Below are 26,111 nucleotides of genomic sequence, written 5' to 3' on the forward strand. Positions count from 1 at the left end.
TAACAAACCTATCGTTGTTTATGAATTTCTTTATGACATTTTACACATACAACAAGTGTTTTACGTTGCTTTGCAAGCATTGTCCATTCCCAGTATTCTTTACCTTTTAAGTTCTTCACCTTGTTTACATGATGAATTTCGAACTTCGTATCAGAATGGTTGTCCCCGCATAATTCGCACTGTTTTGCACTTAATCGTTTTTCTAATTCATTTCTGCCTTGATATACATAAAGGTTTGGTAGCTCGTCTATTTCTGATTGGATTATTTCTTTTTTCTTTTTAAAGCCATCTTTATAGAAATACGCTATTTTTTCACCTTGCTTTGTTTGATACTTCACACCCCAGTATTTACCTTGTTTAAACTTAACCTTCATTTTAGCAACTGAGGATTTGTATTTATTCGCAAGTGTTTTCAAACAGCTATATTCCATCACATAACGCAATTGCCACATTTTCTGACTTACGTTTTCTGCTAGTGCATAATAATTGTATAGTCCACGTAGTTCTGCGTTATATATTTCAATGACTTCTAAATCAGGTAAACCGACAAGTCTTGGTCGATGCAACATATCCCATTGTTTCGCATCGATATCTTTAACCATTTTATTTTTAACAATTACTTTCTCAATTGTGCCTTGAGGAATACGCAATTGCACATATCCTCTAAATTTACGTTTTTTTACACCGTTTTTGTCTTTAGCCACGCTTAAATCATGGCTAATTGAGATGTCGTAGCTTAAAAATCTTGCAAATTTTGTACTATGTGTAATGAGTGTTTTTTCTTCCGATAGTTCTAATTGCAAACGGTCTTTCAAAAACTCTTTCATCGCTTGTTTTAAGAGCTCACAGTCTTCTTTACTCCCATTTACACCGACTATAAAATCATCCGCATAACGCACATATTTCACTGCTTTATACGTTTCGGCATTTGGTTCATAGTACGGTAAATTTAAAAGTATTTTCTTATTCGCCTTATATTCTTCAATCATCTGTTGTCGTAAATTTTCGTCTTCTGTCGTATTAATTTTTTTATGCAAACGCTGATTACGCATATCATATTTTCGATATTCCGTATTTCGTTTACGTCCTATCTTTGGCTCACCTAAATCAAATGAAGGTTTTAATTTATTTTCAACATATTCATCAAATTCATTTAAATAAATATTTGCGAGTAACGGACTAATGATACCGCCCTGTGGTGTCCCGCTATAAGTCTTTTGGAATCGCCAATCTTCCACGAATCCTGCTTTTAAGAATTTCCACATGAGACGAATAAATTTCTCGTCCTTAATATGTTTTCGCAAAATATTGATTAGTACTTGATGATTGATGTTATCGAAAAATCCTTTAATATCTCCTTCAATGAACCAATTGACGCCCGTAAAGGTTTTCTTTATTTCGACTAACGCTGTATGACAACTTCTTTTCGGTCTAAAACCATGAGAATGATTTGAAAATTTCGGCTCATAAATTGCTTCTATAATCATACGACATACTTCTTGTACTAAACGGTCTGTAAATGTAGGGATACCAAGTGGTCTTGTATCACCATTTTTCTTTGGGATATGAATACGACGTACCGGTTTGGGTTGATAACTTTCATCTTTCAATGATTCAATTATTGTTTGAATCTTTTCTTCTCCGAATCCATCTGCCGTTTCTTCGTCGATACCTTTTGTTGCACTACCTTTATTTTTGTATATTTTTGTATAGGCTTTAATATAGAAATCTTCGTTGTATAAATGTCTGTATAGACGGTCAAATTGAAAACCGTCCTTCATTGCTTGTTTCGATAGATTGTATAAGACAATTTCTGAACTTTGCATAGAGCATTTCGCTCCTTTCTTTATTGTTTTATACGTTATAAGCTGCTCCCCTTCGCCATGTAATAGGCTTTCCCTATCTCGGACTACTACGGGAGCTCCGTTACCATATTGGATATTCAGTACCTTTGTACATAGCCTAATGGCATTCCAACTTAGGTAATCCCCATTTAGTATATTGTATACAGGCTCGATTCATTGTCGGAAGGAACGTTCATCCTTTTCTTCAATCTTGAAGTGTGTCTATTCTTTCATCAATCAGAAACTAGATTTCAGCCTCAATTTATAGCGTTCGTCCATGTTCAGTTGCATCCATTTAGTACACTGAACAGAATAGATTCTAGGTTTCAAACGGTTTCCTAGACGGTTAGACATGACCCCACTCGGACTATTCTTCAAGCAGTTTAGCCTTCTTCCTTATATGAATCTTTTATATCTCGCCATTCAGTCGTAGCCTTTCCGTTTAGGCTAACTTATGACTTGTACCGACATGCTACACTCCCTTTTTGGTTTCCCGCCAAGATAAGTCGGCTGATATATAAACCGTTTCTGTAGTTTATTCACCGCCAAATGGTGAAATATACAATACCCTTATGGGCGCACAATTGACTGTTTTACGTCCCCAACCATGAACAGATTGCCGTCTGCTGCTTCGCCACGTTTAACTAATTGTAAGATGGTCTCTTGCAGTCGATTCGTATCTTGATATTCATCGACTAAGACTTCTTCAAAACGAGCACGATAATCTAACGCAACTTCAGAAGGTTGTAAATCATCATCTGTTAAAATTGCTAAAGCAAAATGCTCTAAATCCGAGAAGTCAATCAAACCCTTATCTGCTTTAACAGCCGCATAGCGCGTACTAAATTGCTTCGTTAAATCAACTAATGTCTCAATGAGTGGCTTCATCGCACTCATTTCTTCGAGTAGCTTTTCAGGTGGGCGTGTGAAGTAAACCATTACAGAATCATTAATGATTTTTTTAGCTTGTTCACGTTTCGCTTTTGCACGCTCTTTCATACCTTCATCGCATGTATCTTTCTTTTGTGAAGCAAGTCGTCCCCACTTGAACTGCGAGAAGTAAGCTTGCATCTCTGACCATGTACCTTCTGTTACAAGCGCGCGTGCTACCATTAATTGTTCTAAATCTTTTTCAGCTGTTCCACCAAAAGCATCTGGACCATTCGGCTGAATCGCTAATTGACGTACTTCTTGCACTAATTGAATCGCCGCTTCCACTTGTAATAACAGTGATTGCTTAATAATTGCGGCAATCGGCAAGTCATCAATGTGTTGAATTCCTGCCACATCATATTGTTCTGGTAAACGGTCAAGCCAGTTAAATGGTTGCGGATTAACGCGAGACATCTCGTATAACTGCGCAATTAATAATTCCATCGCCTGATCATCGCGGTCAGATGTAAAAGCATCGACGAGACGATATACCTCTTGCTTATCTTCTTTTGCATAGGCTTCTTCTAATACTTCTGCCATGGTATCATCTCGTAATAAAGCAGCTTCTGTATCATTCGCAATACGGAAACCTGGATCGATATCGAGTAGATAGTTATATTGACGAATAATATTTAAACAGAACGAATGAAGTGTCGAAATTTGTGCCTTATTCATTAAAGAAAGTTGGCGGCGTAAATGTTGAGATGATGGGTCTTCATCAATCGCCTCTTCCAAAGCTTTCGACATACGCTGTCGCATTTCAGCGGCAGATGCATTCGTAAAGGTTACAACGAGTAATTGATCGACGTCGATTGGGTTCGTCGTGTCTAATACTTTTTCAATCATGCGATTAATTAAGACAGCTGTTTTTCCTGAACCTGCTGCTGCAGATACGAGCGTATCTTGACCCTTTGCCCAAATGGCTTTCCACTGAGCATCTGTCCACGTAACACTCTCTGGTTTAGTTGGAATCATAAGTTGTCGACTCCTTTCGAATTTTTTCAATAACGGTATCGTCTGATTCAGCGCGTAATGTACGATATTGTTGTTGTGTATCTGTTGTATCAAACTGACAAACTGCTTTTTGCGGGCAGTAGTCACACGCTGTTTTTTGTTTTAGACGGTAAGGGCTAATTTTTGTGTCGCCTGCTAAAATTCCTTCGCCTGCTTCTTGGTGCTTCTTACGGACGAATGTGCGTAAATCCTCTAATTCTTCACGTTGAATAACAGAAGACATTCCTCTTGAAATAGAACCATCTTTTTTCAAATAGACAGGAACGATTTGTGAACGTCCACCGACATCTTCTAATGTTTCATCCATTTCTAAAATGACATCTTCTGATTCCAGTAGTAATCCACTCATTTTGAATTTTTTCAGCATTTCAGCCTCAGTTTCAACTTCATTCAGTACTGCCTCTTGCTTGAGCATCGGATTGTGCATATGCACGTATAATACGCCACCTGGCTCTGCTTTTTCATCTAACCAATGCGTAGAATTTTCGACTGCAACATCTAAATACGTCAACATTTGAAGCGATAAACCATGATAGACATCATTCAAGTCGAGACGCTGAGATGAAGACTTATAATCAATAATACGTAGGTAAGATTCGTCTCCTACTTTTGTGGCGTCAATGCGGTCGATTCGTCCACGTAGCTTCATTTCATGCTGATTTGTTAATTCGATGACCATTGGGGGAATCGCTTCACCCGGTCCGAAAGCAGCTTCTACAGCGATTGGTTGGAACCCTGCATTTTTTGCATGGTGACGCATCGAAATCATCGTGCGTTCTACAATCATTGTGAGTTTACGTAAGATGTATTGATAACGTGCTGTACTTAGTAAAATTTGATGGTAGAGTAGTGGCACGACGACTTGAACCGCGTCACGTGCGAGTTGTTTACACTGCTCGATGGAGAGTTCACGCCATTGAATATGTTCTTTCGCTGTTTCATCTGAAATCCATTTGAGCGCCGCGTGGAATAAATCACCGATTGTTGGTGGTTCTAAACGATATTCAGCACGTTCTTCTAAACGGAGACCGTATGTGGCGAAATGAGAGAAAGGACATTTAAAATATTTTTCAACGCGCGATACACTGGATGTAATCGTACGACCATATAGCTCCTCTGTAATCTGCTGTTCCAATGGTTCCGTTTTATTATGTGTATGTGTCGCATACATAAGACGTTCATAAATCGTCTGCCATGTTGGATCTTGTTCATAATAGCTTTGCAGTGCTTGCCATTCAGGCGATAACGGAACACCATCATACTCACTTCGACGGATCTGCGCCATTAAATAGGCAAGTGCAGTTCTTGGATGCGAAATATATGCCCAGTCATCTTCAGATGTCAGTGCTTCATCTGGTGTCATAAAGATGATTTCTTCTGAGATGCCTGTTAAATCTTGTAGACGTTTTATATATAAAGAAGGAAGTAATGATTTTCCTTCTTCATCACTCATTGCATAACTCACAACAAGCTTTTCAGAAGCAGCAGTTAGTGTACGATAAATGATTAAATCTTCTTCTAATAAACGCTCTTTAGAAGTAGGTGCAATCTCAGCGCCCAGTCTTGTAAACCATTCACGCTCAGAATCTGCAATCATTCCTTCGAAATCAATACGTGTTGGATAGACACCGTCATTCATACCAACAACATAGGCTACTTTAATATTCGAAAGACGTGCTAAATCTGCATTTACAACGGTTACTTGATCAACAGAAGGCGGAATACGCGCAAACTCTAACGTATCAAAGCCTTCATCTAATAAAGGAATGACTTCTTCAAGTGTCATCTCTTGATCTCCAAACATCGTCACAAACTGATCGAGTAATTGAATGAAGCCATTCCAAGCTTGTTCATGCTCAGCTGCTTCAAATAATTTACCATGTTCTAGTTCATCTGTTTGAAGCGTCTGTAACTTCGTATATACATGCAACTCTTCCATGAAATTGAATAATGCTGCTGCATAATCTTGTCCTACTTTTGCTTTTGTAAGTGCATCACTTAACTGCTTGATTGGTTGCAACAACAATTGACGTACCGCTTCAATTTCCGCTTGCATCGCTCGTTCTTCATCTGTTTGTGTTTTTTGATAAAATTCAAGGCCGCGATATTTTTTATAAATCCAACGTGCATCGTCAAACCAACGTTCACGGTAGATTCCATTTGCGATGACATAGTTCTCCATACGATCTGCGCGCTCGCGCCAAATTGATTTATTTGCACCAACTGGGAAGAATAAATCGGTTTTCACTGCACGAAAGACAGGTTCATACATCCACCCTTTTTCAATTACTTCTAAAACAGAGCGACTTAACTCGATTAATGGATGATGAAGCATCGGTTTCTTTTGGCTGAGGAATACCGGTAAATCATACTCTTTAAAAATTGTTTCGATTAACGGATCATATACATCTGCTTGTCGATATAAGATGGCTACATCACGATAACGATGTGTTTCATCTTGTTGAATAAAATCACGAATATGACGTGCCACAGCATGAATTTCAGCTTTTCTAGTCGTCGCCGCATATAATTCAAGTCCACGATCTGCCTGTTCAGTCATCTGTTCTAATGGATAGTGATGTAGATTTTTCTCAATATAACGAAGCACATTCGATCGGAATCGTTTCGCTTCTTGTAAATAGATGGCTGGATTTATGACGACACCTAATGAAGATGCATCATCACGTATTTTTTGAGCGAGCAACGCTGGGCGGTGAAATAAAGCTTGAGGATCTTGTGCATCCCACTCTGAGTCATAAGGTAAGGCAATCGTTACATCTTTAGCATGAACTATTAACTTTAATACAAGTTCATATTCACTCTTTGTAAATGTTTCAAAACCATCAATATAAATATGCGATTGCTGAATGAGCTGACTTTGATCGACCGCTTCAATTAATAGTGGAACATAACCTTCTGAATCAATATACGCCTCACCTAATTGCTCATCAATTGCCTGCATAATAAGTTGTAAATCATGCATTTTATCTTGTAAGCTTACAGGCGCATTTACTTGGTTAGCTAGTTGCTGCTGCAATCCTAGTAAAGTCGCATGATCTATATGATAATGACTAAATTCTTTTAAAACTGCTTCAATTTCTTCAGTGAATCCTCGTTTACTCGCAGATTTTTTAAATAGTTTTAAGTCTGGTTGCAGTGATTGCAATACGTTTCGCACCAACATACGATAACCGAAGCCATTCACTTCTTGGCGGCTAATTCCACCAACTTCTGATAGTACACGCCATGCGAGTCGTTTAAAGGTTGTGGCTTGCGCACGAATCATTCCTTTGATTCCATCTGCTGTTGTCAATTGATGCTCAGATGAGAAAGACATTTGGTCAGGTACAAGTAAAAAGAGTGGATTACCTGTCGGATTTTCTTTCAACTGTCGAATAATCTCTTGTTGAAGATACGTTGTTTTACCACTTCCTGTACGACCATGTACAATTGTTAAAGCCATTTCGTCCCCTCCTTTTTTCTTCTTCCTTTATTGTACAAAAAATCAACAATGAAAACATAGATTCGCCTTTTTATTTTGAAATAAAAAATGAGGACGAACTTTATCGCTCCGCCCTCATAACATTTATAATTTTTCATGATCATCTTTTTGAAGTGAACGTAAATGCTCTTCCATTTTACGATTATTTCGTTTCTCTACATACTTTCCACCAACCCACATTAGGACAATGATGAGAACAACGACGACTGATTTCCAAGGTTTTGTAATTAGGGATTGTAAGTCAGCTCCAATCCAACTAATAACTAAAATCATAATGAATTTTGCACACATAATCGTAATAAGATAACTTTTTTTCTTTAAATTTGAAAGTCCTGCTACCACATTGACGATGGCAGAAGGTGTAAATGGAAAACAAAGTAAAATGAATAGTGGCATGAACCCTTGAATTTCTACCCACTGAATTAATTTTTTCACACCTGTTCGGTCCGTAACAAAACGAAAATATTGACTGTGACCAAATTTACGAATTAATAAAAAGACGCAGTAAGAGCCCAGTACGGCTCCTCCCCATGAAAATAAAAACCCTAACCACAAACCATAAGCAGTAGCATTTGCAACAACGAATGCAGCTAATGGCAAGAATGGTAAAAATGCTTCTATAAATGGTAATAAAATTGCACCGAATGTTCCAATAACGCGATGTTGTTCAGCTAATTGCTGAAATTGATCAATGCTCAACCAATCTGGCACAGTTGTTACCCCCTCTAAAACATACAACTCATTACTTAGTATACGATGTAACTAAGTAGAAAGTTTCTGACAAGTTATTGTTAATAAAATAAGGTGAAACGCATAAATTAGCGCTTCACCTCATACGTTTACTGTACGAGTAGTAAACCAATACGGAAATGATCGTGATGGAACACGATATGTTGACGTAGTCGAACTTCTCCGTCTGTATCTAATACTTCAATTTTACATTGCGCTGCATTTTGTTGAAGTGCACGATATAACTCTTCTTCTGAATGCACAGACTCCCCGTTCACTTTACGAATCGTTTCGCCAATTTGTAACCCCATCGCCTCAGCAGGTGAATTCGGTAAAATAGCAGCAATGACAACTCCTTCATTTTGTGGTGTCACTGCAAACTTACCTTTTCGTTCACTTAACCCGTAAATAACTGAAATGAGGATACGCCCAATGATTGCTACAAGAACACTTGCTAATCCTAAAATTGGATAGAAATAGGAGATAACCCCTTCAACGAACACTAAAGCTCCTAGTAAAACGATTGTACGCCCCATTTGTGGATAGAAGTACATCGGTAACATCTTACGTGCACGCTGTTGAAAACCGATGACGATGGGAAATAGAATAAACCCATATGTTTCACCGCCTAATGAAAAGACAGGCCAGTAGGACACAAAGCTTGTGATTGTATCTCCTGGAATGACAAGGAAAACTGGAAGAATCCACAATCTTTTTGAAAGGAATGTAACGGCCTTTAAGCCGCGAGCAGTTCGTTGTAATCGTGGTGAAGCCAAGTCTGCCCCGTACTTTTGCACAAGCATACCTTCAGCAATTAGTAGAATCCCTATTAATAAAGGGATACTTGAGAGCATACTTAACTTTAAATCACTTGCATTGATTGTAAAACCAAATAATGTGAAGCCCCAGTTTTGTGTAAATGTTACCCATAGAACTAAGAATGCCATTCCGAATGGATATACGACAGATGCTAGTTGATAATAAAAGCTCACGACGAAAAGAATCGATAACACGGTTACTAGCATGATATATTCCATCGGTAAGACAATCCCAATTAGTAAACTAAGTAGGGATACACAGAAAGCCGCAAGCCAGCCTTCACGTAATAAACGAATCGTTTCAGATAGTCCCCAATGAATTCTAATTTTAAAAGATTGACGTTCACGAATGACACGACGATAACCTAATAAAACAGTGAAGATAATTGTTATATAAAGTAAGGGGTTCATAAATAGACGTAAAACGCCTTTTAATAATTCGACAATAATGTCCCAAAACACAGTTGTTCCCACCTCTAAAAGATTTATTTATACCCCATTATATTAAGAAATGGTAGCTTATCATAATTGTACCAAAAGGCTGTTTTAATGAGTAGCATATTCTATTACATATCGACTATTTTTACCCTTTTCATACAAAGTAAAAACAAGAGCTAACATAAAATAAGACTTCAGCAAGCGTTTGCTAAAGTCTTAAAAGGTATTGAATTAATCTAATGACTTTACAACATCAGCAAGCTGCTGTTCATTCACTAAATTTAATTTTTGTTGAATAACTCCCTTTGTATTCACAAAGAATGATGTAGGGAAGTTTAGCACATCGTATTTTTTAATAATTTCACCACGTGGGTCAATCACAACAGGATACGTCATATTATATTTGTCAATAAACTTCTCGACATCTGTACTCTTACGTTCAGTACTCATCGCATTGACAGATAAAATGACAAAATTCTCATCTTTCGCATGTTCATTATAGTATGTAACCATGTGCGGCGTTTCAGCTTTACAAGGTGGACACCATGTCGCCCAGAAATTAATCATAACTTTCTTCCCTTTAAAATCCGATAACGAAACTTCTTCACCTTCTAATGTTCGAAGCGTAAAATCAGGTGCTTTTTGCCCGATTGCAATACCAGGAATATCTTCTGGTTTTTTCCCGTCAACGACTGTTGTTTTTTGTTCTTTTGGTTCTGTATTTTTTTGAATAATTGTTGTAACCGCAATGCCAATTAGCGCAATTACTAAAACAAAACTAGCAATTCTTTGCCACTTCACGAAAGTTCGCTCCTTTTCATTTTAAACTGATACCATACTGTATAGACAATAAATGTTAGGATCATCCATAGTTTAGGTTGTTGAAAACCGAGTGGTTCAACTAATAGTGTAAACAATAAATAAATAAGTGTCATACGTAACGCAAAACGATCTATGTATTCGAATGTATGCCCCCATAATATTAAAATAAAAATAGCTAAATTAAAAACAATCATTAAAATTGTTAACCACAACACACCATCATTTAAAAGTGCGTATAAAAACTGCGAGTTACTATACATACTAAGCCAATAGAAACTCTGTTGTTGAATCGTATCTTTTTCGCTTTTCACCCGTAAGACACTATAGATGAACAAAATGATCGCTGCCAACGCAATACCAAATGTTCCACCATCAAAATAAATAATCGAAAGTGGGTAATTCATAACTTCTTGCCAATTCGTTAAAACATAACTAAATTTCCAAACTAATATAAAGAGAACGAAATAATTTAAAAATGAATCAATCCATTTTCTACGTTTTAAAATAAAGAGAAAAAGAATCGTTATACTCATTGCGCCTAAAACGGCGAGCGATGTTGCAGGTAATGATAGATTGAATATGGTGTACCACATATTATTTTGCATGGACATCCTCCTATACCCATTACGGTATAATATTCTTATATGAAATACAACTAAAAAAGCCGAGTCTGAAGTGATTTTCTCTCTCTTCAAACTCGGCTTCAATTCAATTCTCTCCTCTTGAATTGAATTATAGTGAAATATATTGCAGTGGGTTTACAGCACCCGTTGCTTGATTCACCCAAGAACCAATATGAATTTCAAAGTGAACATGAGGTCCTGTTGAACGTCCTGTTGAACCAATGTAACCAATGACTTCACCTTTTTTAACTGTTTTACCAACTGATGTACTAAAACGACTCATATGTGCATAAAGTGATGTGTATGTTTGACCATTAATATTATGTGTAATCATCACGACATTACCATATGTAGATAGTGGACTTGCTCGGAATACAACACCGTCTGCTGCTGCTACAATTGGTGTCCCTTCACTATTCGCAATATCAATACCATAGTGATATTCTGCTCCTGCACCAATGTCACGTCCTGCAAAACCTGAAGTGAATCGACCTTGCGCTGGTTTCATCCAAGTACCCGATGAAGCTGTTGGTACAGATCCTACGCTTGCACTTGATGAAGAGTTACTTGAACTTGAATTGGATGTTGTTGAAATCGCTGCACTAGCTTTTTTCGCTGCTGCTGCCTCAGCCATTTTACGTGCTTTTTCAGCTGCTTTACGCTGCTCTGCTTCGATTTTCTTTTGTACTTTCGAGCTGACACTTGCAACTTCTGAATAATGATTTTCTAATCCTTTACGCTCTTTATTCAGTTTTGCTTGTTTACGTTCCATCTGTGCTAAAGCTGATTTTTTCTTATCTTGTTGTTTTTTCAAGTTTGCTTTTAATTCTTCTAACTCTTTTTTACGATCTTCTTGTTCAGCAAGTTTTTCTTTTACTTGATTTTGTTGTTCTTCTACTTTTGCCTGGTCAGCTTTTTGTTCTTCTACAATACGTTCATCCGCATTGACAATTTCATTTACTGCTGAGACACGGTCGATAAAATCAGAAAAGCTATTAGAACCTAAAAGAACATCGATATAGCCAACTTGTCCACCTGTTTCTTGCATTGCGCGTGCACGTTCTTTTAAGATTTCATTACGCTCATCAATTTTCTTTTGAAGTGCTTCAATTGATTTTTGTAATTTTTCAATCTCGTACTTTGTCTGTGCAATCTTTTGCTCTACACCTTCGATTTTGTTATCTGTCTCTTGAATTTTCACTGTGATTTTCGAAACTTCTTTTGCAGACTTCTCAATTTCAGCTTGGGCTTTTGCAATTTTTTCTTTTTTAGCTTGAAGTTCTTTGCTGATTTTACTTTTCTTTTGATCCAACGCATTTTTCTCTTTTTTCAAATCACTAACAGATTCAGCACTCGCGCTCATAGTAGGTACTAAGAGCGTCGTTGCAAGTGCTGCTGCGATTACTTTATTTTTTTGTAACACAACAAAATCCTCCTATACTTTTAAAAACTTTCGAACAGACATAAAACTGCCGACTACACCGATTAATACACCCATGACAAGTAGAATGATATCAACTTCCAAAATGAACGGCATGACATCTAAAATTTGAACAACACTGCTTTCAAGTTTTGGCGCAAGCGAACTATGCACAATGCTATAAAGCGTTGTGACACCGATAATTGGCAGAATTGAACCGATTGCTCCTAACCACATACCTTCTAAAATAAATGGCACACGAACAAATGAATTCGTTGCTCCAACCAATTTCATAATTTCGATTTCGCGACGACGTGCTGTAATCGTAATTTTAATTGTATTAGAAATTAAGAATGTCGCTGTTAATAACAACGCAATAATTAATACAATGCCTACTTTTTGACTAATATTTAATACATTAAATAATTTTTCAATTTTATCTTTACCATACTTCACTGTGTCGACAGCTGGATTTTTCTCAATCTCTTTTGCGACTTTTTCTGTTTGTTCAGGATCATCTGCCTTCACATACAGTACATTATGAAGTGGATTTTCTTGTTTAAATAGTGAAACATCATTACCAAAATCTTTGACTAATTTATCAAGCTCTTGTTTCTTCGACGAATACTTTACAGATTCTACACCTGGCATTTTTTCTACCTGTTGCTGTAATTCTGCTTCTGATGTTTCGTTTGCACTTAAATCAATTAATACTTTAATTTCAACATCATTCTTAATATCTGTAGACATCTTATTCAAGTTCATCATGATTGTTAAAAATACACCAACTAATAGTAGTGTTACTGTTACAGCACTAATCGATGCAAAACTCATCCAACGATTTCGTGCCATCGAGATGAAACTCTCTTTAAAATGACGCTTCATTGTATTAAAATTCATAACCGTAGTCACCCCCACGTTCATCTCGAACAATTTGTCCGTTTTCAATGGCGATTACTCGTTTACGCATTGTATTTACAATATCTTTGTTATGTGTAGCCATAATAATCGTTGTTCCTCTAGCATTAATCTCATCAAATAAACGCATAATTTCCCATGATGTTTCAGGATCTAAGTTACCTGTCGGCTCATCTGCAATCACGACTTTAGGTGAATTAACGATAGAACGTGCTATTGCCACACGTTGTTGTTCACCACCTGATAATTCATCCGGGAACATTTTTACTTTTTTCGTTAAACCAACTAATTTTAAAACATCCATTACACGTTTTTTTATTTCTTCTGGATCTTTTTCAATTACTTCTAAAGCAAATGCAATATTTTCATATACATTTTTACGAGGTAATAATTTAAAATCTTGGAAAACAACACCCATATTACGACGCAAAAACGGAATTTCTCTATCTTTTAAAGTTGTAAGGTCTGTTCCGTTTACTTTGATTTCACCTGAAGTTGCTTTTTCTTCTCGATACATCATTTTGATGAATGTCGACTTACCAGCACCACTCGGTCCAACAATATAAACAAACTCACCTTGCTTAATTTGTATGTTCAGTCCCTTAACAGCTACTACACTATTCGGGTACTTCTTTACAACATTTTTCATTTCGATCATGTTCGTACCACCTATTATTATAAATTGTAGTTCGTTTCTCTTTGTGACTACTGAATTTGAGCACATAGGTATCTAAGAACTCAACTGCACTTCAATAGTATATCATCTAAAAATCATTTCTCCATTACAGTTCCATTTCAATTTGCTCCTCGCTTGTAACACTTCGTCGAATTTCATCCATTCTACAGAAAAACAGGCTTTTTTTCACATAACTAATAGTATCTATTTTACTAAAATAACAGGGAATAAGTTACAAAAAAATAGATTTTATACGTTTTTTGCATTCTTTTTTTCAAAGAACAGACATTTTTTGTTTTTTTATCACAAATCGATTCAATATATAATAAGTTACCACAAAACACTTCTCTTCTATTTTTTAGCGTTCACAATGAAAAACTGGAACCGCACCACAGCGCGATTCCAGTTTTTATGCTCATATGAGAAAATGTTTTACAGTTATGTCCTAGCTTTTTCGTATATCCGAAACAACACTTTGTTTCAGCATCATCTATTTATACAGTATAACGAACAATGACAGAGCCTGTTTGTGTTTCGCCATCAATTGTTAATTGATGTGCGTCAGGTACAACTTTACGGAAACGAACAGACTTATTGAACATTTGATTATCTTCACGTAAGAATTCAACATCTCCCAAAACAACATCCATCTTACCAAATGTAGAAGATAATTCACCGATTAAAGATACGCTTTCAGGAACATATAGCTCGATTGTCCCTGCTGCTGTATTGGCTTTAATGCGTTCTGTTTGTTGTGATTTCGATGTAACCACAACGTGTCCGTTTAGTGATTTCGCTTCAATCGAACGTAATGAACCGTCAATATATACACGTCCATTCATCGTCTCTGCTTCAACTTCACGTCCTGCAACATCGCGAATATCAATGCTTCCATTCGCTGATTCAACATCTACTGAATCGAATGTGACATCCGAAATATGAATCGAACCATTTTTCGTTTCTACATTGACTTGATCCGCATTAATGCTGTGTAATGTAAAGCCACCGTTGAATAGGTTGGCACGAATACGACGATAATCGCCTTTTGGTACATACATGATGACATCTGTTTTCAACATTTTCGCTGTGTTATGAATGCGTAATGTTCCTGCATCGTTTCCACAGTTAAACTGCTTTTTAATTTCTTCATTTGATAAATCTTTTTGAGCACCCACTCGGAATAACGGTGTAGCCGATACTTCTAAATAAGCCGAACCATCTACAGAGTCACGAATAGTTAACTGCCCGTTTGGCATATCTACGCTAATATTATCAAACAATGTATTTTCAATCGGTTCAATCCAACTAAATTTGTTGTTTCCTGATGTCATCGAAGAGAAGTCAATATCGCGTACTTTATTGACTGCTGCACCAATAAAGTCCATGAATTTTGTACCGAATTCATTAAAATCACGCTTTATATCATTAATAAACTCATCTTCTTTTTTCGATTTTTCATCTTCCTGTGTATGTTTATAGGTTTGTTCTTCTTTTAGTTGCTCTTGTTGATGTGTTGATTGTTTAACTTCTTCTTTTTTTGGTGCGTCTTCTGACTTTACACCTTTTTGATCCAACTTCTCTAGTAATGTAATTGCCTCTTGTGCGCTAATGGTGCCGTTTTCAACTAACTGTAAAATTCGCTTACGTTCATCTTGCATTGTTGTGGCCTCCTTGTGCTTTAATACTTACTAATACGTTTGAACCAGACAGAAGGTTTCATTTTCCGGTTGCTTCTTGTAAATCTTTTTCCAAGCGTTTACGGTCACGCTCTAAGATAGGCAGTAGGTACTTCCCTGTATAGGAACCCTTCACCCTCGCTACTTCTTCCGGTGTACCTGTCGCAATAATTTGACCACCTCGGTCGCCACCTTCTGGACCTAAATCAATAATATGATCCACCGTCTTGATAACATCTAAATTATGTTCAATAACGAGTACTGTATTACCACCGTCTACTAAACGCTGTAAAACTTTTAAAAGGCGTGCGATATCATCGACATGCAGTCCAGTTGTTGGTTCATCTAAAATATAAATTGATTTACCTGTTGAGCGCTTGTGTAGCTCTGAAGCCAACTTCACACGCTGCGCTTCACCGCCAGAAAGAGTTGTTGCAGGTTGCCCCATCTTCACATAGCCTAGACCTACATCGACAAGTGTTTGAAGTTTACGCGCGATTTTCGGAATGTTTTGGAAGAATTCCAGACCATCTTCAACCGTCATCTCCAACACGTCTGAAATCGAGCGGTCTTTATACTTCACTTCTAACGTTTCACGGTTATAACGTTTACCATGACATACTTCGCATGGTACATATACGTCTGGTAAGAAGTGCATCTCGATTTTAATAATCCCATCACCACGACAAGCTTCACAGCGTCCGCCTTTTACGTTAAAACTGAAGCGCCCTTTTTTATATCCGCGTACTTTCGCTTCATTCGTCGCTGCATAAACATCACGAATATCATCAAATACGCCCGTATACGTTGCTGGGTTTGAACGAGGTGTTCGTCCAATTGGTGATTGGTCGATGTCGATAATTTTCTCGATTTGTTCCATTCCTTCGACTGCTTTCACAGCACCTGGTTTTGCTTTTGCTCGATTAATTTTTTGCGCTAATGCTTTATACAAAATTTCATTAATCAATGTACTTTTACCCGAACCCGATACGCCTGTAACCGCTGTGAAGACGCCAAGTGGAATATCAACTGAAACATTTTTTAAATTATTTTCCGAAGCTTTTTGAATCGTAATCATGCGTCCATCGTTTTGACGACGTTCTACAGGTACAGGGATATATTTTTTGCCGCTTAAATATTGACCCGTTAATGATTGTTCATTTGCCATGACTTCTTTTGGCGTACCAGCAGCGATAATTTCGCCACCATGAACACCTGCTCCCGGACCAACATCAATTAAATAATCTGCCGCAAGCATTGTATCTTCATCATGCTCTACAACGATTAATGTATTTCCTAAATCACGCATGCTTTGCAATGTTTCAATTAAACGGTCATTGTCACGCTGGTGTAAGCCAATAGATGGCTCATCTAAAATGTAAAGAACCCCTGTTAATCGCGAACCAATTTGCGTTGCTAGACGAATTCGCTGTGCTTCACCGCCTGAAAGTGAACCAGAAGCACGATTTAGCGTTAAGTAATCCAACCCTACATTATCTAAGAAAGAGAGACGTTCTGAAATTTCTCGAAGAACGAGCTTCGCAATTTTCATATCTTTTTCACTCAATTGTATTTCTTGAAAGAAGGCAAGTGCTTCTTTTATTGAAAATGTCGTAATCTCACCAATATGTTTATGATCGACTTTTACTGCAAGTGATTCGGGTTTTAAACGATAGCCTTTACATGATGGACAGTTCGACTGTGCCATGTATTTTTCCATTTGATCGCGTACATAGTCTGACGAAGTATCTTTAAAACGGCGTTCTACATTGCGTAATACACCTTCAAATTCAATCTCCTGCTCACGTGTTTTTCCAAATTCATTTGTATAACTAAAGAAGATTTTTTCGTCCCCTGAACCTTTTAAAATAATATCTAATTGCTCTTTTGGTAAGTCTTTCATTGGTGTATCCATATCAATATTGAAATGATCACAAACTGTTTTTAATAGTGTTGGATAATACTGTGAACTTGTTGGAATCCACGGCTCAATTGCGCCTTCATTCAATGTTAAATCACAATTTGGAATAACTGCCTCTACATCGACTTCTAACTTTGTTCCTAGACCATCACATGTTGGACAAGCACCAAACGGGTTGTTAAATGAGAACATACGTGGTTCTAATTCGTCAACTGAGAAGCCACAGATTGGACATGCGAAATGTTCACTGAATAAAAGCTCTTCATATTCCATTACGTCGACCATTGCACGACCTTCAGCAAGGCGTAATGCTGTTTCGAGAGAATCACTTAGACGTGCTTCCACGCCTTCTTTTAATACGACGCGATCAATCACTGCCTCGATTGAATGCTTTTTATTCTTTTCTAATGTTAAATCATCATCTAAATCACGAATTTCACCGTCAATACGTACACGTACATAACCTTGTTTTTTCAAGTCTTCTAGTAATTTGACATGTGTACCTTTTCGTCCAGAAACGATTGGAGATAGAATTTGCATCTTTGTACGTTCAGGATATTGCTTTAAACGATCGACCATTTGCTCAATGGTTTGTGATGCAATCTCAATGCCATGATTTGGACAGATTGGCTTACCCACGCGTGCGTATAAAAGACGCATGTAGTCGTAAATCTCTGTCACAGTCGCGACAGTGGAACGTGGGTTTTTACTTGTTGTTTTTTGGTCGATAGAGATGGCTGGTGATAAACCTTCAATTAAATCCACATCAGGTTTATCCATTTGTCCTAAAAACTGACGTGCATAAGCAGAAAGAGACTCGACATAACGTCGCTGTCCTTCTGCATAGATTGTATCGAATGCGAGTGAAGATTTACCTGAACCCGATAACCCTGTCATGACAACGAGTTGGTCGCGCGGAATTGCCACATCGATATTTTTTAAATTATTTGCGCGTGCGCCCTGTACAATAATTTCAGTATTCTTCAAAATGGTCTCACCCTTCTGCTTTCAGTTCTAAAATCGTATCACGTAGTTCTGCTGCACGTTCAAAGTCGAGTGCTTTCGCCGCTTCTTTCATTTCGACTTCTAGTAATTCAATAAGTGATATACGTTCGTTCTTCGTTAATTTCTTACCTTCTGTCACCTTTGAAATATACGCTTCTGGCTCTTCCGCCGCTGTTGTTGCACGAATCACATCGCGAATTTCTTTACGAATCGTTTGTGGTATAATGCCATGTTTTTCGTTATAGGCAAGCTGAATGGTACGACGACGTTCCGTTTCATCGATGGCTTTTTGCATCGAATCGGTCATACGGTCTGCGTACATAATGACATGCCCGTTCGCATTACGTGCCGCACGTCCAATTGTTTGAACAAGTGAACGTTCTGAACGTAAGAATCCTTCTTTATCGGCATCTAAAATTGCAACAAGCGAGACTTCTGGGATATCCAAACCTTCTCGTAATAAGTTAATTCCGACAAGAACATCAAATACGCCCATACGCAATTCACGAATAATCTCGATTCGCTCCAACGTCTTAATTTCAGAGTGTAGATAGTTTACTTTAATGCCCATCTCTTTTAAATAATCTGTTAAATCTTCGGACATTTTCTTCGTAAGTGTCGTAATTAATACACGCTCATTTTTCGCAATCCGCGCTTGAATCTCATCAATTAAATCGTCAATTTGCCCTTCAATTGGACGCACTTCAATGATTGGGTCAACCAATCCTGTTGGACGAATAATTTGTTCTACCATTTCAGGTGTATGTTCTAATTCATATGGTCCTGGTGTTGCTGAAACGAAAATTGCATTATGAATATGTTTTTCAAACTCCTCAAATGTTAGTGGACGGTTATCAAGTGCTGAGGGTAAACGGAAACCATGGTCTACTAATACACCTTTACGTGCTTGGTCACCATTGTACATTCCGCGAATTTGCGGCAATGTTACGTGACTTTCATCTACTACAAGTAAGAAATCTTCTGGTAAATAGTCGAGTAGCGTATAAGGTGTTGCACCTGCTTCACGAAGCGTTAAATGGCGTGAATAGTTTTCGATTCCTGATGTAAAGCCCATCTCACGCATCATTTCTAAATCATAATTTGTACGCTGTTCTAAGCGCTGCGCTTCAAGTAACTTTCCTTCTTCACGAAGCACTTCTAAGCGTTCTTTTAATTCTGCTTCGATATTTTCAATCGCTACTTTCATTTTTTCTTCTCGTGTAACGAAGTGGGATGCTGGGAAGATCGCAACATGTTCACGATCACCTAATACTTCACCTGTTAATGCATCCACTTCTCGAATACGGTCAATTTCGTCACCGAAAAATTCAACACGAAGACAATGCTCATCACGCGAAGCTGGGAAAATTTCGACTACATCGCCGCGCACACGAAAAGTACCGCGAATGAAGTTTAAATCATTGCGATCATATTGAATATCTACTAATTTACGCAGTAATTGATTGCGCTCAATCTCCATGCCTGTACGAAGTGATACGACCATCTCTTTATATTCTTCCGGATTACCTAAACCATAAATACATGATACAGAAGCGATGATAATTACATCTTGTCTTTCAAAAAGAGCTGACGTAGCAGAGTGACGTAATTTATCAATTTCATCATTAATACTCGCATCTTTTTCAATGAATGTATCCGTCTGTGGTACATAGGCTTCTGGTTGATAATAGTCATAATAACTAACGAAATATTCAACCGCATTATTCGGGAAGAACTCTTTAAATTCACTATATAACTGTCCTGCTAATGTTTTATTATGTGCAATAACAAGTGTTGGCTTCTTTACTTCTTGAATCACATTTGAAATCGTAAATGTCTTACCTGTACCTGTTGCACCAAGTAATGTTTGATGTTTTTTTCCTGCTTTAACACCCTCTACTAATTCTGCAATCGCCTGTGGTTGGTCACCACCTGGTTGATAGGGCGCTTGTAAATCAAAATCATGTGACATGCGGCTGCCTCCTCATTTTCTCATTCTTCTATTTTAACATATCTCAAACCCTTTTACGAACATACGTTTCTTAATTGGAACAAAAATAAGATTTCTATTAAGTTACCCCTAATAGAAATCCTATGTCATCATTTATTCTTCATCAATCAAAGTGTCTTGTAATTGAATTAATTCTTTTGTAAATCGTTTAAAGGCTTCTTTATCTCTTTCGTCTAACGCGACATCAATTGCTTCACGAAGTAAGCGAATTTGTTGGTCTGCTAAAAGATGTTGTAAAAACATATCCATGTACAAATCGTTCAATAAGTCTTGACCTTGTAACCCTTGACTAAGTGGCTGTTCATTGTTTGGAGAGTTCTGCTGTGAGTAACGATATTCCATCTTCATCACCTCGAATACCTTTTTGCTATTATATGCGAAAAAGATTCAAGAAAGCAACTAAAAGAAACTATTTATTTCAAAATTATCTGACTTTATAGAAATAGCCCGTTTTCTAAAAACGCCACTTTTGTCTAAATACCATTGCTTATGGCTACAAAATCACATATAATCATTTTAATAAATTCCATTAATTGGTTTTTGTTAAACAAAAGAAAAAGGAGTGTCAAATATGATAAAAGATCGTCTACCTGTTATTCTTTTAGAAGATTTTCGATTTAATGATGCAATCCAAGTTCTTGAACCAGTCATTTCTAAAAACAATCAACAACGATTTACATATGTACTTGAAAAACAACGTGAATATCTCATTCAATCTTCTATTAAACGCGTCATTCGAAAATGTTGCTTTCTTTTTGGGACATCATTAGATGAAGCATTGCGTTTTTCACGTACGATTACTAAAGCTACAAATAAACTTCCTATCGTACTTGGAACAACTGAACAACCTTATATTTTAATTCCTACCCTTTCTCCTGATCGTCCCTACACCATGTGGCTCGCACATCATGCTATTTTAAATTGCGATGTAAATTCTAAAGTGGACTGCGTTGTTCATTTAGATAATCAAATCCGTCCATTCTTTAAAACAAATGTCTCAACCGCTACATTACAAACACAACTTACACGTGCGATGTTTTTAAAAAGAAATTATCGTTTATTAAAAGATTTAATGCCTGAACCGATTTCTGAAAATCATGTGGTATTCATCGATTCCAATAACTTAAAACGATTAGACTAAAAAATAAAGAATCGCCGATAGACATCAGGATTCTTTATCTCTCATTTATTAAATTAACGAACGTAAATATGCATTGATGAATAAATCTAAATCGCCGTCCATTACTGCTTGTACATTGCCTGTCTCAGCATTTGTACGGTGATCTTTTACCATTGAATACGGGTGGAATACATATGAACGAATTTGGCTACTCCAACCAATTTCCTTTTGCTCACCACGAATTTCATCTACTTCTGCCTGTTGTTCTTCAACTTTTAATTGATACAATTTTGCTTGAAGCATATTCATCGCTTTTTCACGGTTTTTAATCTGTGAACGTTCAGCCTGACATGTTACGACAATTCCCGTTGGTAAATGCGTAATACGAATTGCTGAGTCTGTCGTGTTAATATGCTGACCACCAGCACCTGTTGCGCGGTATGTGTCTACTTTTAAGTCTTCTTGACGTACTTCAACCGCAATTTCATTATTGAATTCTGGAATCACGTCACATGATACGAAAGAAGTATGACGACGACCAGCTGAGTCGAATGGTGAGATTCGCACTAAACGATGCACACCTTTTTCGGCTTTTAAATAACCATATGCATTATGTCCTTGGATTGATAATGTAACGGATTTAATCCCTGCTTCATCGCCCGGTAGATAATCAAGTGTTTTCACTTTGAAGCCATGTTTTTCTGCCCAACGTGTATACATACGTAGCAGCATTTCGCCCCAATCTTGTGATTCCGTACCGCCAGCACCTGGATGTAATTCTAAAATGGCATTATTCGCATCATATGGACCACTTAATAATAATTGCAGTTCATAATCGGCTACGCTCTTTTTAAATGTTGCGAGTTCTTCTTCCAAACCTTCATGCAAATCATCGTCTGGCTCTTCTTTTAAAAGCTCTAACGTCATTTCAAGATTTTCTTGTTCCTCTACAAGACGATGAAATTCATTGACGATTTCTTTTAAACCCTTTGATTCCGCAATAATTTCTTGCGCTGCATTTTGGTCATTCCAAAAATTCGGGTCAAGCATCATTTCATCTGTCTCTTGAATACGTGCCTCTTTGTTCTCTAAGTCAAAGAGACCCCCTAAAATCATTTATTTTCTTCGCTGTGTCATCTAATGCATTTCGTACTTCTGATAATTCAATCATACATATTCCTCCAAATAATTTTGATATTTATAACAGAAAAGAGGTTAGCCACAGAATAGGCCAACCCCTCTTTTTCTGATTTATTCAGTCGCACCGTGGCAGTTTTTATATTTTTTACCGCTGCCGCAAGGACATAAGTCATTACGACCGATTTCTTTTTCTTTACGGATTGGACGTTTTTTCTTCGGTTTTGAACCTTCTTCTTTCGGGTTCACAGCTTGTCCTTTTGCTACTTCTTCACGTTCTAAGTTCGAACGAATTTCCGCTTTCATTGCAAAACGGGCAACTTCAGAACGAATTGCTGCAACCATTTCTTCAAACATACGGAAACCTTCTTGCTCGTACTCACGTAATGGATCGATTTGTGCATAGGCACGTAAATGAATACCTTGACGTAATTGATCCATTGCATCAATATGGTCAATCCATTTTGAATCGATTGCACGAAGTAAGATAACTTTTTCGAACTCACGCATACGTTCTTCAGATAACTCAGCCTCTTTTTCATCGTATGCAGCTTTAATTTTTTCGCGTAGCATCTCAATGATTGCTTCAGGCTCTTTATGCTCAAAGTCTGCAACACGCACTTCACCTTCTGGTAATAGTGTGCTACCAACATACGCTTCTAAACCTTGTAAATTCCATTCAGAAGGTGTATCACCTTGTGTATATGTTGCTACAGCAGTTGTTAGTTCTTCATCAATCATTGATTCAACTAATTCACGCATATTATCTGTTTCTAACACTTCATAACGCTCTTTGTAGATGATTTCACGTTGTTTACGTAATACATCATCATATTGTAGAAGACGTTTACGTGCATCAAAGTTATTACCTTCTACACGTTTTTGCGCTGATTCTACAGCTCTCGATACCATTTTCGATTGGATTGGTTGCGTATCATCCATACCTAAACGTGTCATCATCGCTTTCATACTGTCTGAACCAAAACGCTTCATCAATTCATCTTCTAATGATAGATAGAATTGTGTCACACCCGGGTCACCTTGACGACCAGCACGACCACGTAACTGGTTATCAATACGACGTGATTCATGACGTTCTGTACCGATTACAGCAAGACCGCCTAATTCAAGAACGCCCTCACCTAATTTAATATCTGTACCACGACCAGCCATGTTTGTCGCGATTGTTACAGAACCTTTATGACCTGCTTCTGCAATAATCTCTGCTTCAAATTCATGGTTTTTCGCATTTAAAATCTTATGTGGGATTTTTAATTTTGTTAAAAGTTGTGATAATAATTCAGATGTTTCGATCGCTACTGTACCAATCAATACAGGTTGACCTTTTTTATGACGTTCTGCGATATCTTGTGCAACTGCATTAAACTTCCCTTGCATTGTTGCATAGATTAAATCAGGATGGTCTTCACGTGCGATTGGACGGTTCGTTGGAATCACGATTACATCCATATTATAAATGTTACGGAATTCCTCTTCCTCTGTTTTCGCTGTACCTGTCATACCTGATAACTTTTGATACATACGGAAGTAGTTTTGGAATGTAATTGTCGCCATCGTCATCGATTCATTTTGAATCTCAACGCCCTCTTTTGCTTCAATTGCTTGGTGAAGCCCTTCTGAATAACGACGACCATTCATAATACGACCTGTAAAGCTATCAACAATCATCACTTCGCCGTCTTGTACTACATAGTCAACATCTAAGTGCATCGCAACATGTGCACGTAACGATTGGTTAATCGCATGGTTTAAACCAACATGTGTTAAATCAAATAGGTTCTCAATATTGAAAGCACGCTCAGCTTTTTCAATCCCTTGTTCTGTTAGCGTTACACCTTTTGATTCAATATCATAGTTATAATCTTCATCTTTTTTCAGCATACGTACAAACGCATTTGATTGTTTGTATAGTGCAGCTGATTGGTTTGCTTGACCTGAGATAATTAACGGTGTTCTCGCTTCATCAATTAAGATGGAATCGACCTCATCAATTACAGCAAAGTGTAATGGACGTTGTACGCGTTCTTCTTTATAAAGCACCATATTATCACGTAAGTAGTCAAATCCAAGTTCGTTATTTGTACTATATGTGATGTCACATGCATAAGCAGCACGTTTTTCTTCTTTTGATAAACTGTTTAAGTTTAAACCTACCGTTAAACCTAAAAATTCATAAAGAGGACGGTTAATCTCAGCGTCACGACTTGATAAATATTCGTTGACTGTTACGACGTGTACACCTTTACCAGTTAGGGCATTCAAATAAACAGGTAATGTACCTGTTAAAGTTTTACCTTCACCTGTTTTCATTTCCGCAATGTTACCACCATGTAATGCAGCACCACCCATTACCTGTACGCGGTAAGGGAACATTCCAAGTACACGCTTCGCAGCTTCACGTACAACCGCAAAAGCTTCTGGTTGAATTTGATCAAGTGTTTCACCATTATTTAAGCGCTCACGAAATTCCGTTGTCTTTTGTTGTAATTGTTCATCCGTTAATGCTTCCATCTCTTTTGAATACGAATCAACCGCGTCTGCAATCTTCTCGATTTTTTTCAGTTCACGTTTATTCGGATCAAAAACTTTATTAAATATGCCAAGCATTTCATTTCACATCCTATATAGTCTTATATTTCATTTTATCATTTTTAAAGTTCTTAGTGCAAACGAACGATATATTTATTTCTCTCGTACGAGTTACTTGGTTTATTTTTTTGAGTCAATTATTTCATTCGACTTAGAAATAGCCTAAATTTTTACTTTCACACGACTTTTTGATTATATCATTAAAAAGGTGCGATATGATAGCATTCTTCACATTTTTTACACCAAAAAGGAGAACTAGCTGAACTAGTTCTCCTTCTATTCTAAAATAAATTATTGGTTTGTTTCAATTAAACCGTACTTGCCGTCTTTACGTTTATAAACAATGTTTGTTTCGTTTGTTTCTGCATCTGTGAAGATATAGAAGTCATGACCTAACAAGTTCATTTGAAGAATGGCTTCTTCATGATCCATTGGTTTTAAATCGAATTGTTTTGTACGTACGATTTCTAAACTTTCTTCTGCATCATCCGCTACTCTCTCTGGCTCAAGCTGAATTTGTGCAAAATAAGTGCCTACGCCTTCACGCTCACGGAATTTACGATTCACTTTTGTTTTATGCTTACGAATTTGACGCTCTAGTTTTGCAACTACTTGGTCAATCGCTACATACATATCATCATTTCGATCTTCAGCACGAAGCATTAATTTCTTCATTGGAATTGTAACTTCCACTTTAGAGCTACGATCTTGATAAACTTTTAGGTTGATGTGAGCTGTAGCATCAATTTCCTCATTGAAGTATTTTTCAAGTTTTCGGACCTTATTTTCAGCATACTCTCGAATTGCTGGAGTAACTTCAATGTTTTCACCACGAATGTTAAATGTTAGCATATTAACTCCTCCTTCATGAACCTATATCTACTATATTCTACT

Annotated in this window: 17 protein-coding genes and 1 pseudogene; 1 reads left to right on the forward strand and 17 read right to left on the reverse strand. The window is 37.2% G+C overall.

The annotated features are described in order from the left end of the window. Positions 1 to 8 precede the first annotated feature (8 nt). From ltrA to KGI01_RS07915, 14 genes and pseudogenes are all read right to left on the reverse strand, one after another. Entirely contained in the window at positions 9 to 1,826 is a 1,818-nt protein-coding gene (gene ltrA / locus KGI01_RS07850) for a group II intron reverse transcriptase/maturase (RefSeq protein WP_141274236.1), read from the reverse strand. A 594-nt stretch (positions 1,827 to 2,420) separates the two neighbouring features. Next, positions 2,421 to 3,752: pseudogene (locus tag KGI01_RS07855) on the reverse strand (UvrD-helicase domain-containing protein); the annotation flags it as partial. After that, a complete protein-coding gene (gene addB / locus KGI01_RS07860; RefSeq protein ID WP_141274238.1) occupies positions 3,739 to 7,254 on the reverse strand; it encodes a helicase-exonuclease AddAB subunit AddB in 3,516 nt (1,171 codons plus the stop codon). The pseudogene KGI01_RS07855 and the gene addB, both read right to left, overlap by 14 nt. 123 nt (positions 7,255 to 7,377) lie before the next feature. Then, entirely contained in the window at positions 7,378 to 8,004 is a 627-nt protein-coding gene (locus tag KGI01_RS07865) for a TVP38/TMEM64 family protein (RefSeq protein ID WP_068455492.1), read from the reverse strand. Positions 8,005 to 8,132: 128 nt separating this feature from the next. Further along, positions 8,133 to 9,302, reverse strand: coding sequence for a PDZ domain-containing protein (locus tag KGI01_RS07870; protein ID WP_255314762.1), 1,170 nt, complete (start codon positions 9,300 to 9,302; stop codon positions 8,133 to 8,135). Positions 9,303 to 9,509: 207 nt separating this feature from the next. After that, a complete protein-coding gene (locus tag KGI01_RS07875; RefSeq protein WP_141274239.1) occupies positions 9,510 to 10,079 on the reverse strand; it encodes a peroxiredoxin family protein in 570 nt (189 codons plus the stop codon). Continuing rightward, positions 10,076 to 10,705: a hypothetical protein gene (locus tag KGI01_RS07880; RefSeq protein ID WP_141274240.1), complete on the reverse strand. Its 630-nt coding sequence runs from the start codon at positions 10,703 to 10,705 to the stop codon at positions 10,076 to 10,078. The genes KGI01_RS07875 and KGI01_RS07880 overlap by 4 nt, the downstream gene beginning before the upstream one ends. Before the next feature lie 127 nt (positions 10,706 to 10,832). Beyond that, positions 10,833 to 12,146, reverse strand: coding sequence for a murein hydrolase activator EnvC family protein (locus KGI01_RS07885; RefSeq protein WP_141274241.1), 1,314 nt, complete (start codon positions 12,144 to 12,146; stop codon positions 10,833 to 10,835). 12 nt (positions 12,147 to 12,158) lie between these two features. After that, positions 12,159 to 13,043 carry a permease-like cell division protein FtsX gene (gene ftsX / locus KGI01_RS07890; protein WP_141274242.1) on the reverse strand — a complete coding sequence of 295 codons (885 nt, stop codon included), beginning with the start codon at positions 13,041 to 13,043 and terminating at the stop codon, positions 12,159 to 12,161. Next, positions 13,033 to 13,719 carry a cell division ATP-binding protein FtsE gene (gene ftsE / locus KGI01_RS07895; protein ID WP_068455508.1) on the reverse strand — a complete coding sequence of 229 codons (687 nt, stop codon included), beginning with the start codon at positions 13,717 to 13,719 and terminating at the stop codon, positions 13,033 to 13,035. Before ftsE ends, ftsX begins: the two co-directional genes overlap by 11 nt. Positions 13,720 to 14,231: 512 nt before the next feature. Continuing rightward, a complete protein-coding gene (locus KGI01_RS07900; protein ID WP_068455512.1) occupies positions 14,232 to 15,395 on the reverse strand; it encodes a DUF4097 family beta strand repeat-containing protein in 1,164 nt (387 codons plus the stop codon). Between the two features lie 58 nt (positions 15,396 to 15,453). Then, complete coding sequence (uvrA, locus tag KGI01_RS07905) at positions 15,454 to 18,321, reverse strand: excinuclease ABC subunit UvrA (protein WP_141274243.1); 2,868 nt, start codon at positions 18,319 to 18,321, stop codon at positions 15,454 to 15,456. A gap of 7 nt (positions 18,322 to 18,328) precedes the next feature. Next, complete coding sequence (gene uvrB / locus KGI01_RS07910) at positions 18,329 to 20,311, reverse strand: excinuclease ABC subunit UvrB (RefSeq protein WP_141274244.1); 1,983 nt, start codon at positions 20,309 to 20,311, stop codon at positions 18,329 to 18,331. Between the two features lie 132 nt (positions 20,312 to 20,443). Next, a complete protein-coding gene (locus tag KGI01_RS07915) occupies positions 20,444 to 20,692 on the reverse strand; it encodes an IDEAL domain-containing protein (protein ID WP_068455520.1) in 249 nt (82 codons plus the stop codon). 229 nt (positions 20,693 to 20,921) lie between these two features. Here KGI01_RS07915 and KGI01_RS07920 point away from each other — a divergent pair, with 229 nt between their 5' ends. Next, complete coding sequence (locus KGI01_RS07920) at positions 20,922 to 21,491, forward strand: competence protein ComK (RefSeq protein ID WP_068455523.1); 570 nt, start codon at positions 20,922 to 20,924, stop codon at positions 21,489 to 21,491. 48 nt (positions 21,492 to 21,539) lie between these two features. Here KGI01_RS07920 and prfB read toward each other — a convergent pair. The 3 genes from prfB to hpf all read right to left on the reverse strand — a co-directional run bounded on the left by prfB (position 21,540) and on the right by hpf (position 26,069). Next, positions 21,540 to 22,638, reverse strand: a protein-coding gene (gene prfB / locus KGI01_RS07925) for a peptide chain release factor 2 (protein WP_141274250.1) whose coding sequence is annotated in 2 segments (ribosomal slippage) — positions 21,540 to 22,574 and positions 22,576 to 22,638 — 1,098 coding nt in all. Because the reading frame shifts where the segments join, the coding sequence is not laid out codon by codon here. An 83-nt stretch (positions 22,639 to 22,721) separates the two neighbouring features. Further along, complete coding sequence (gene secA / locus KGI01_RS07930; protein WP_141274245.1) at positions 22,722 to 25,235, reverse strand: preprotein translocase subunit SecA; 2,514 nt, start codon at positions 25,233 to 25,235, stop codon at positions 22,722 to 22,724. Between the two features lie 273 nt (positions 25,236 to 25,508). Beyond that, complete coding sequence (hpf, locus tag KGI01_RS07935) at positions 25,509 to 26,069, reverse strand: ribosome hibernation-promoting factor, HPF/YfiA family (RefSeq protein WP_141274246.1); 561 nt, start codon at positions 26,067 to 26,069, stop codon at positions 25,509 to 25,511. Between the last annotated feature and the right edge of the window lie 42 nt (positions 26,070 to 26,111).

Origin of the sequence: Kurthia gibsonii, assembly GCF_006539985.1 — a bacterium.
Classification (GTDB): domain Bacteria; phylum Bacillota; class Bacilli; order Bacillales_A; family Planococcaceae; genus Kurthia; species Kurthia gibsonii.

What these genes read in the sequence shown, in the direction of transcription:
- addB (WP_141274238.1), bottom strand. Translation starts at nt 7,254, where the DNA reads ATGGCTTTAACAATTGTACATGGTCGTACAGGAAGTGGTAAAACAACG.
- ftsE (WP_068455508.1), bottom strand. Translation starts at nt 13,719, where the DNA reads ATGATCGAAATGAAAAATGTTGTAAAGAAGTACCCGAATAGTGTAGTA.
- KGI01_RS07920 (WP_068455523.1), top strand. Translation starts at nt 20,922, where the DNA reads ATGATAAAAGATCGTCTACCTGTTATTCTTTTAGAAGATTTTCGATTT.
- hpf (WP_141274246.1), bottom strand. Translation starts at nt 26,069, where the DNA reads ATGCTAACATTTAACATTCGTGGTGAAAACATTGAAGTTACTCCAGCA.
- KGI01_RS07880 (WP_141274240.1), bottom strand. Translation starts at nt 10,705, where the DNA reads ATGCAAAATAATATGTGGTACACCATATTCAATCTATCATTACCTGCA.
- KGI01_RS07900 (WP_068455512.1), bottom strand. Translation starts at nt 15,395, where the DNA reads ATGCAAGATGAACGTAAGCGAATTTTACAGTTAGTTGAAAACGGCACC.
- KGI01_RS07915 (WP_068455520.1), bottom strand. Translation starts at nt 20,692, where the DNA reads ATGGAATATCGTTACTCACAGCAGAACTCTCCAAACAATGAACAGCCA.
- uvrB (WP_141274244.1), bottom strand. Translation starts at nt 20,311, where the DNA reads ATGTCACATGATTTTGATTTACAAGCGCCCTATCAACCAGGTGGTGAC.
- ltrA (WP_141274236.1), bottom strand. Translation starts at nt 1,826, where the DNA reads ATGCAAAGTTCAGAAATTGTCTTATACAATCTATCGAAACAAGCAATG.
- ftsX (WP_141274242.1), bottom strand. Translation starts at nt 13,043, where the DNA reads ATGAATTTTAATACAATGAAGCGTCATTTTAAAGAGAGTTTCATCTCG.
- secA (WP_141274245.1), bottom strand. Translation starts at nt 25,235, where the DNA reads ATGCTTGGCATATTTAATAAAGTTTTTGATCCGAATAAACGTGAACTG.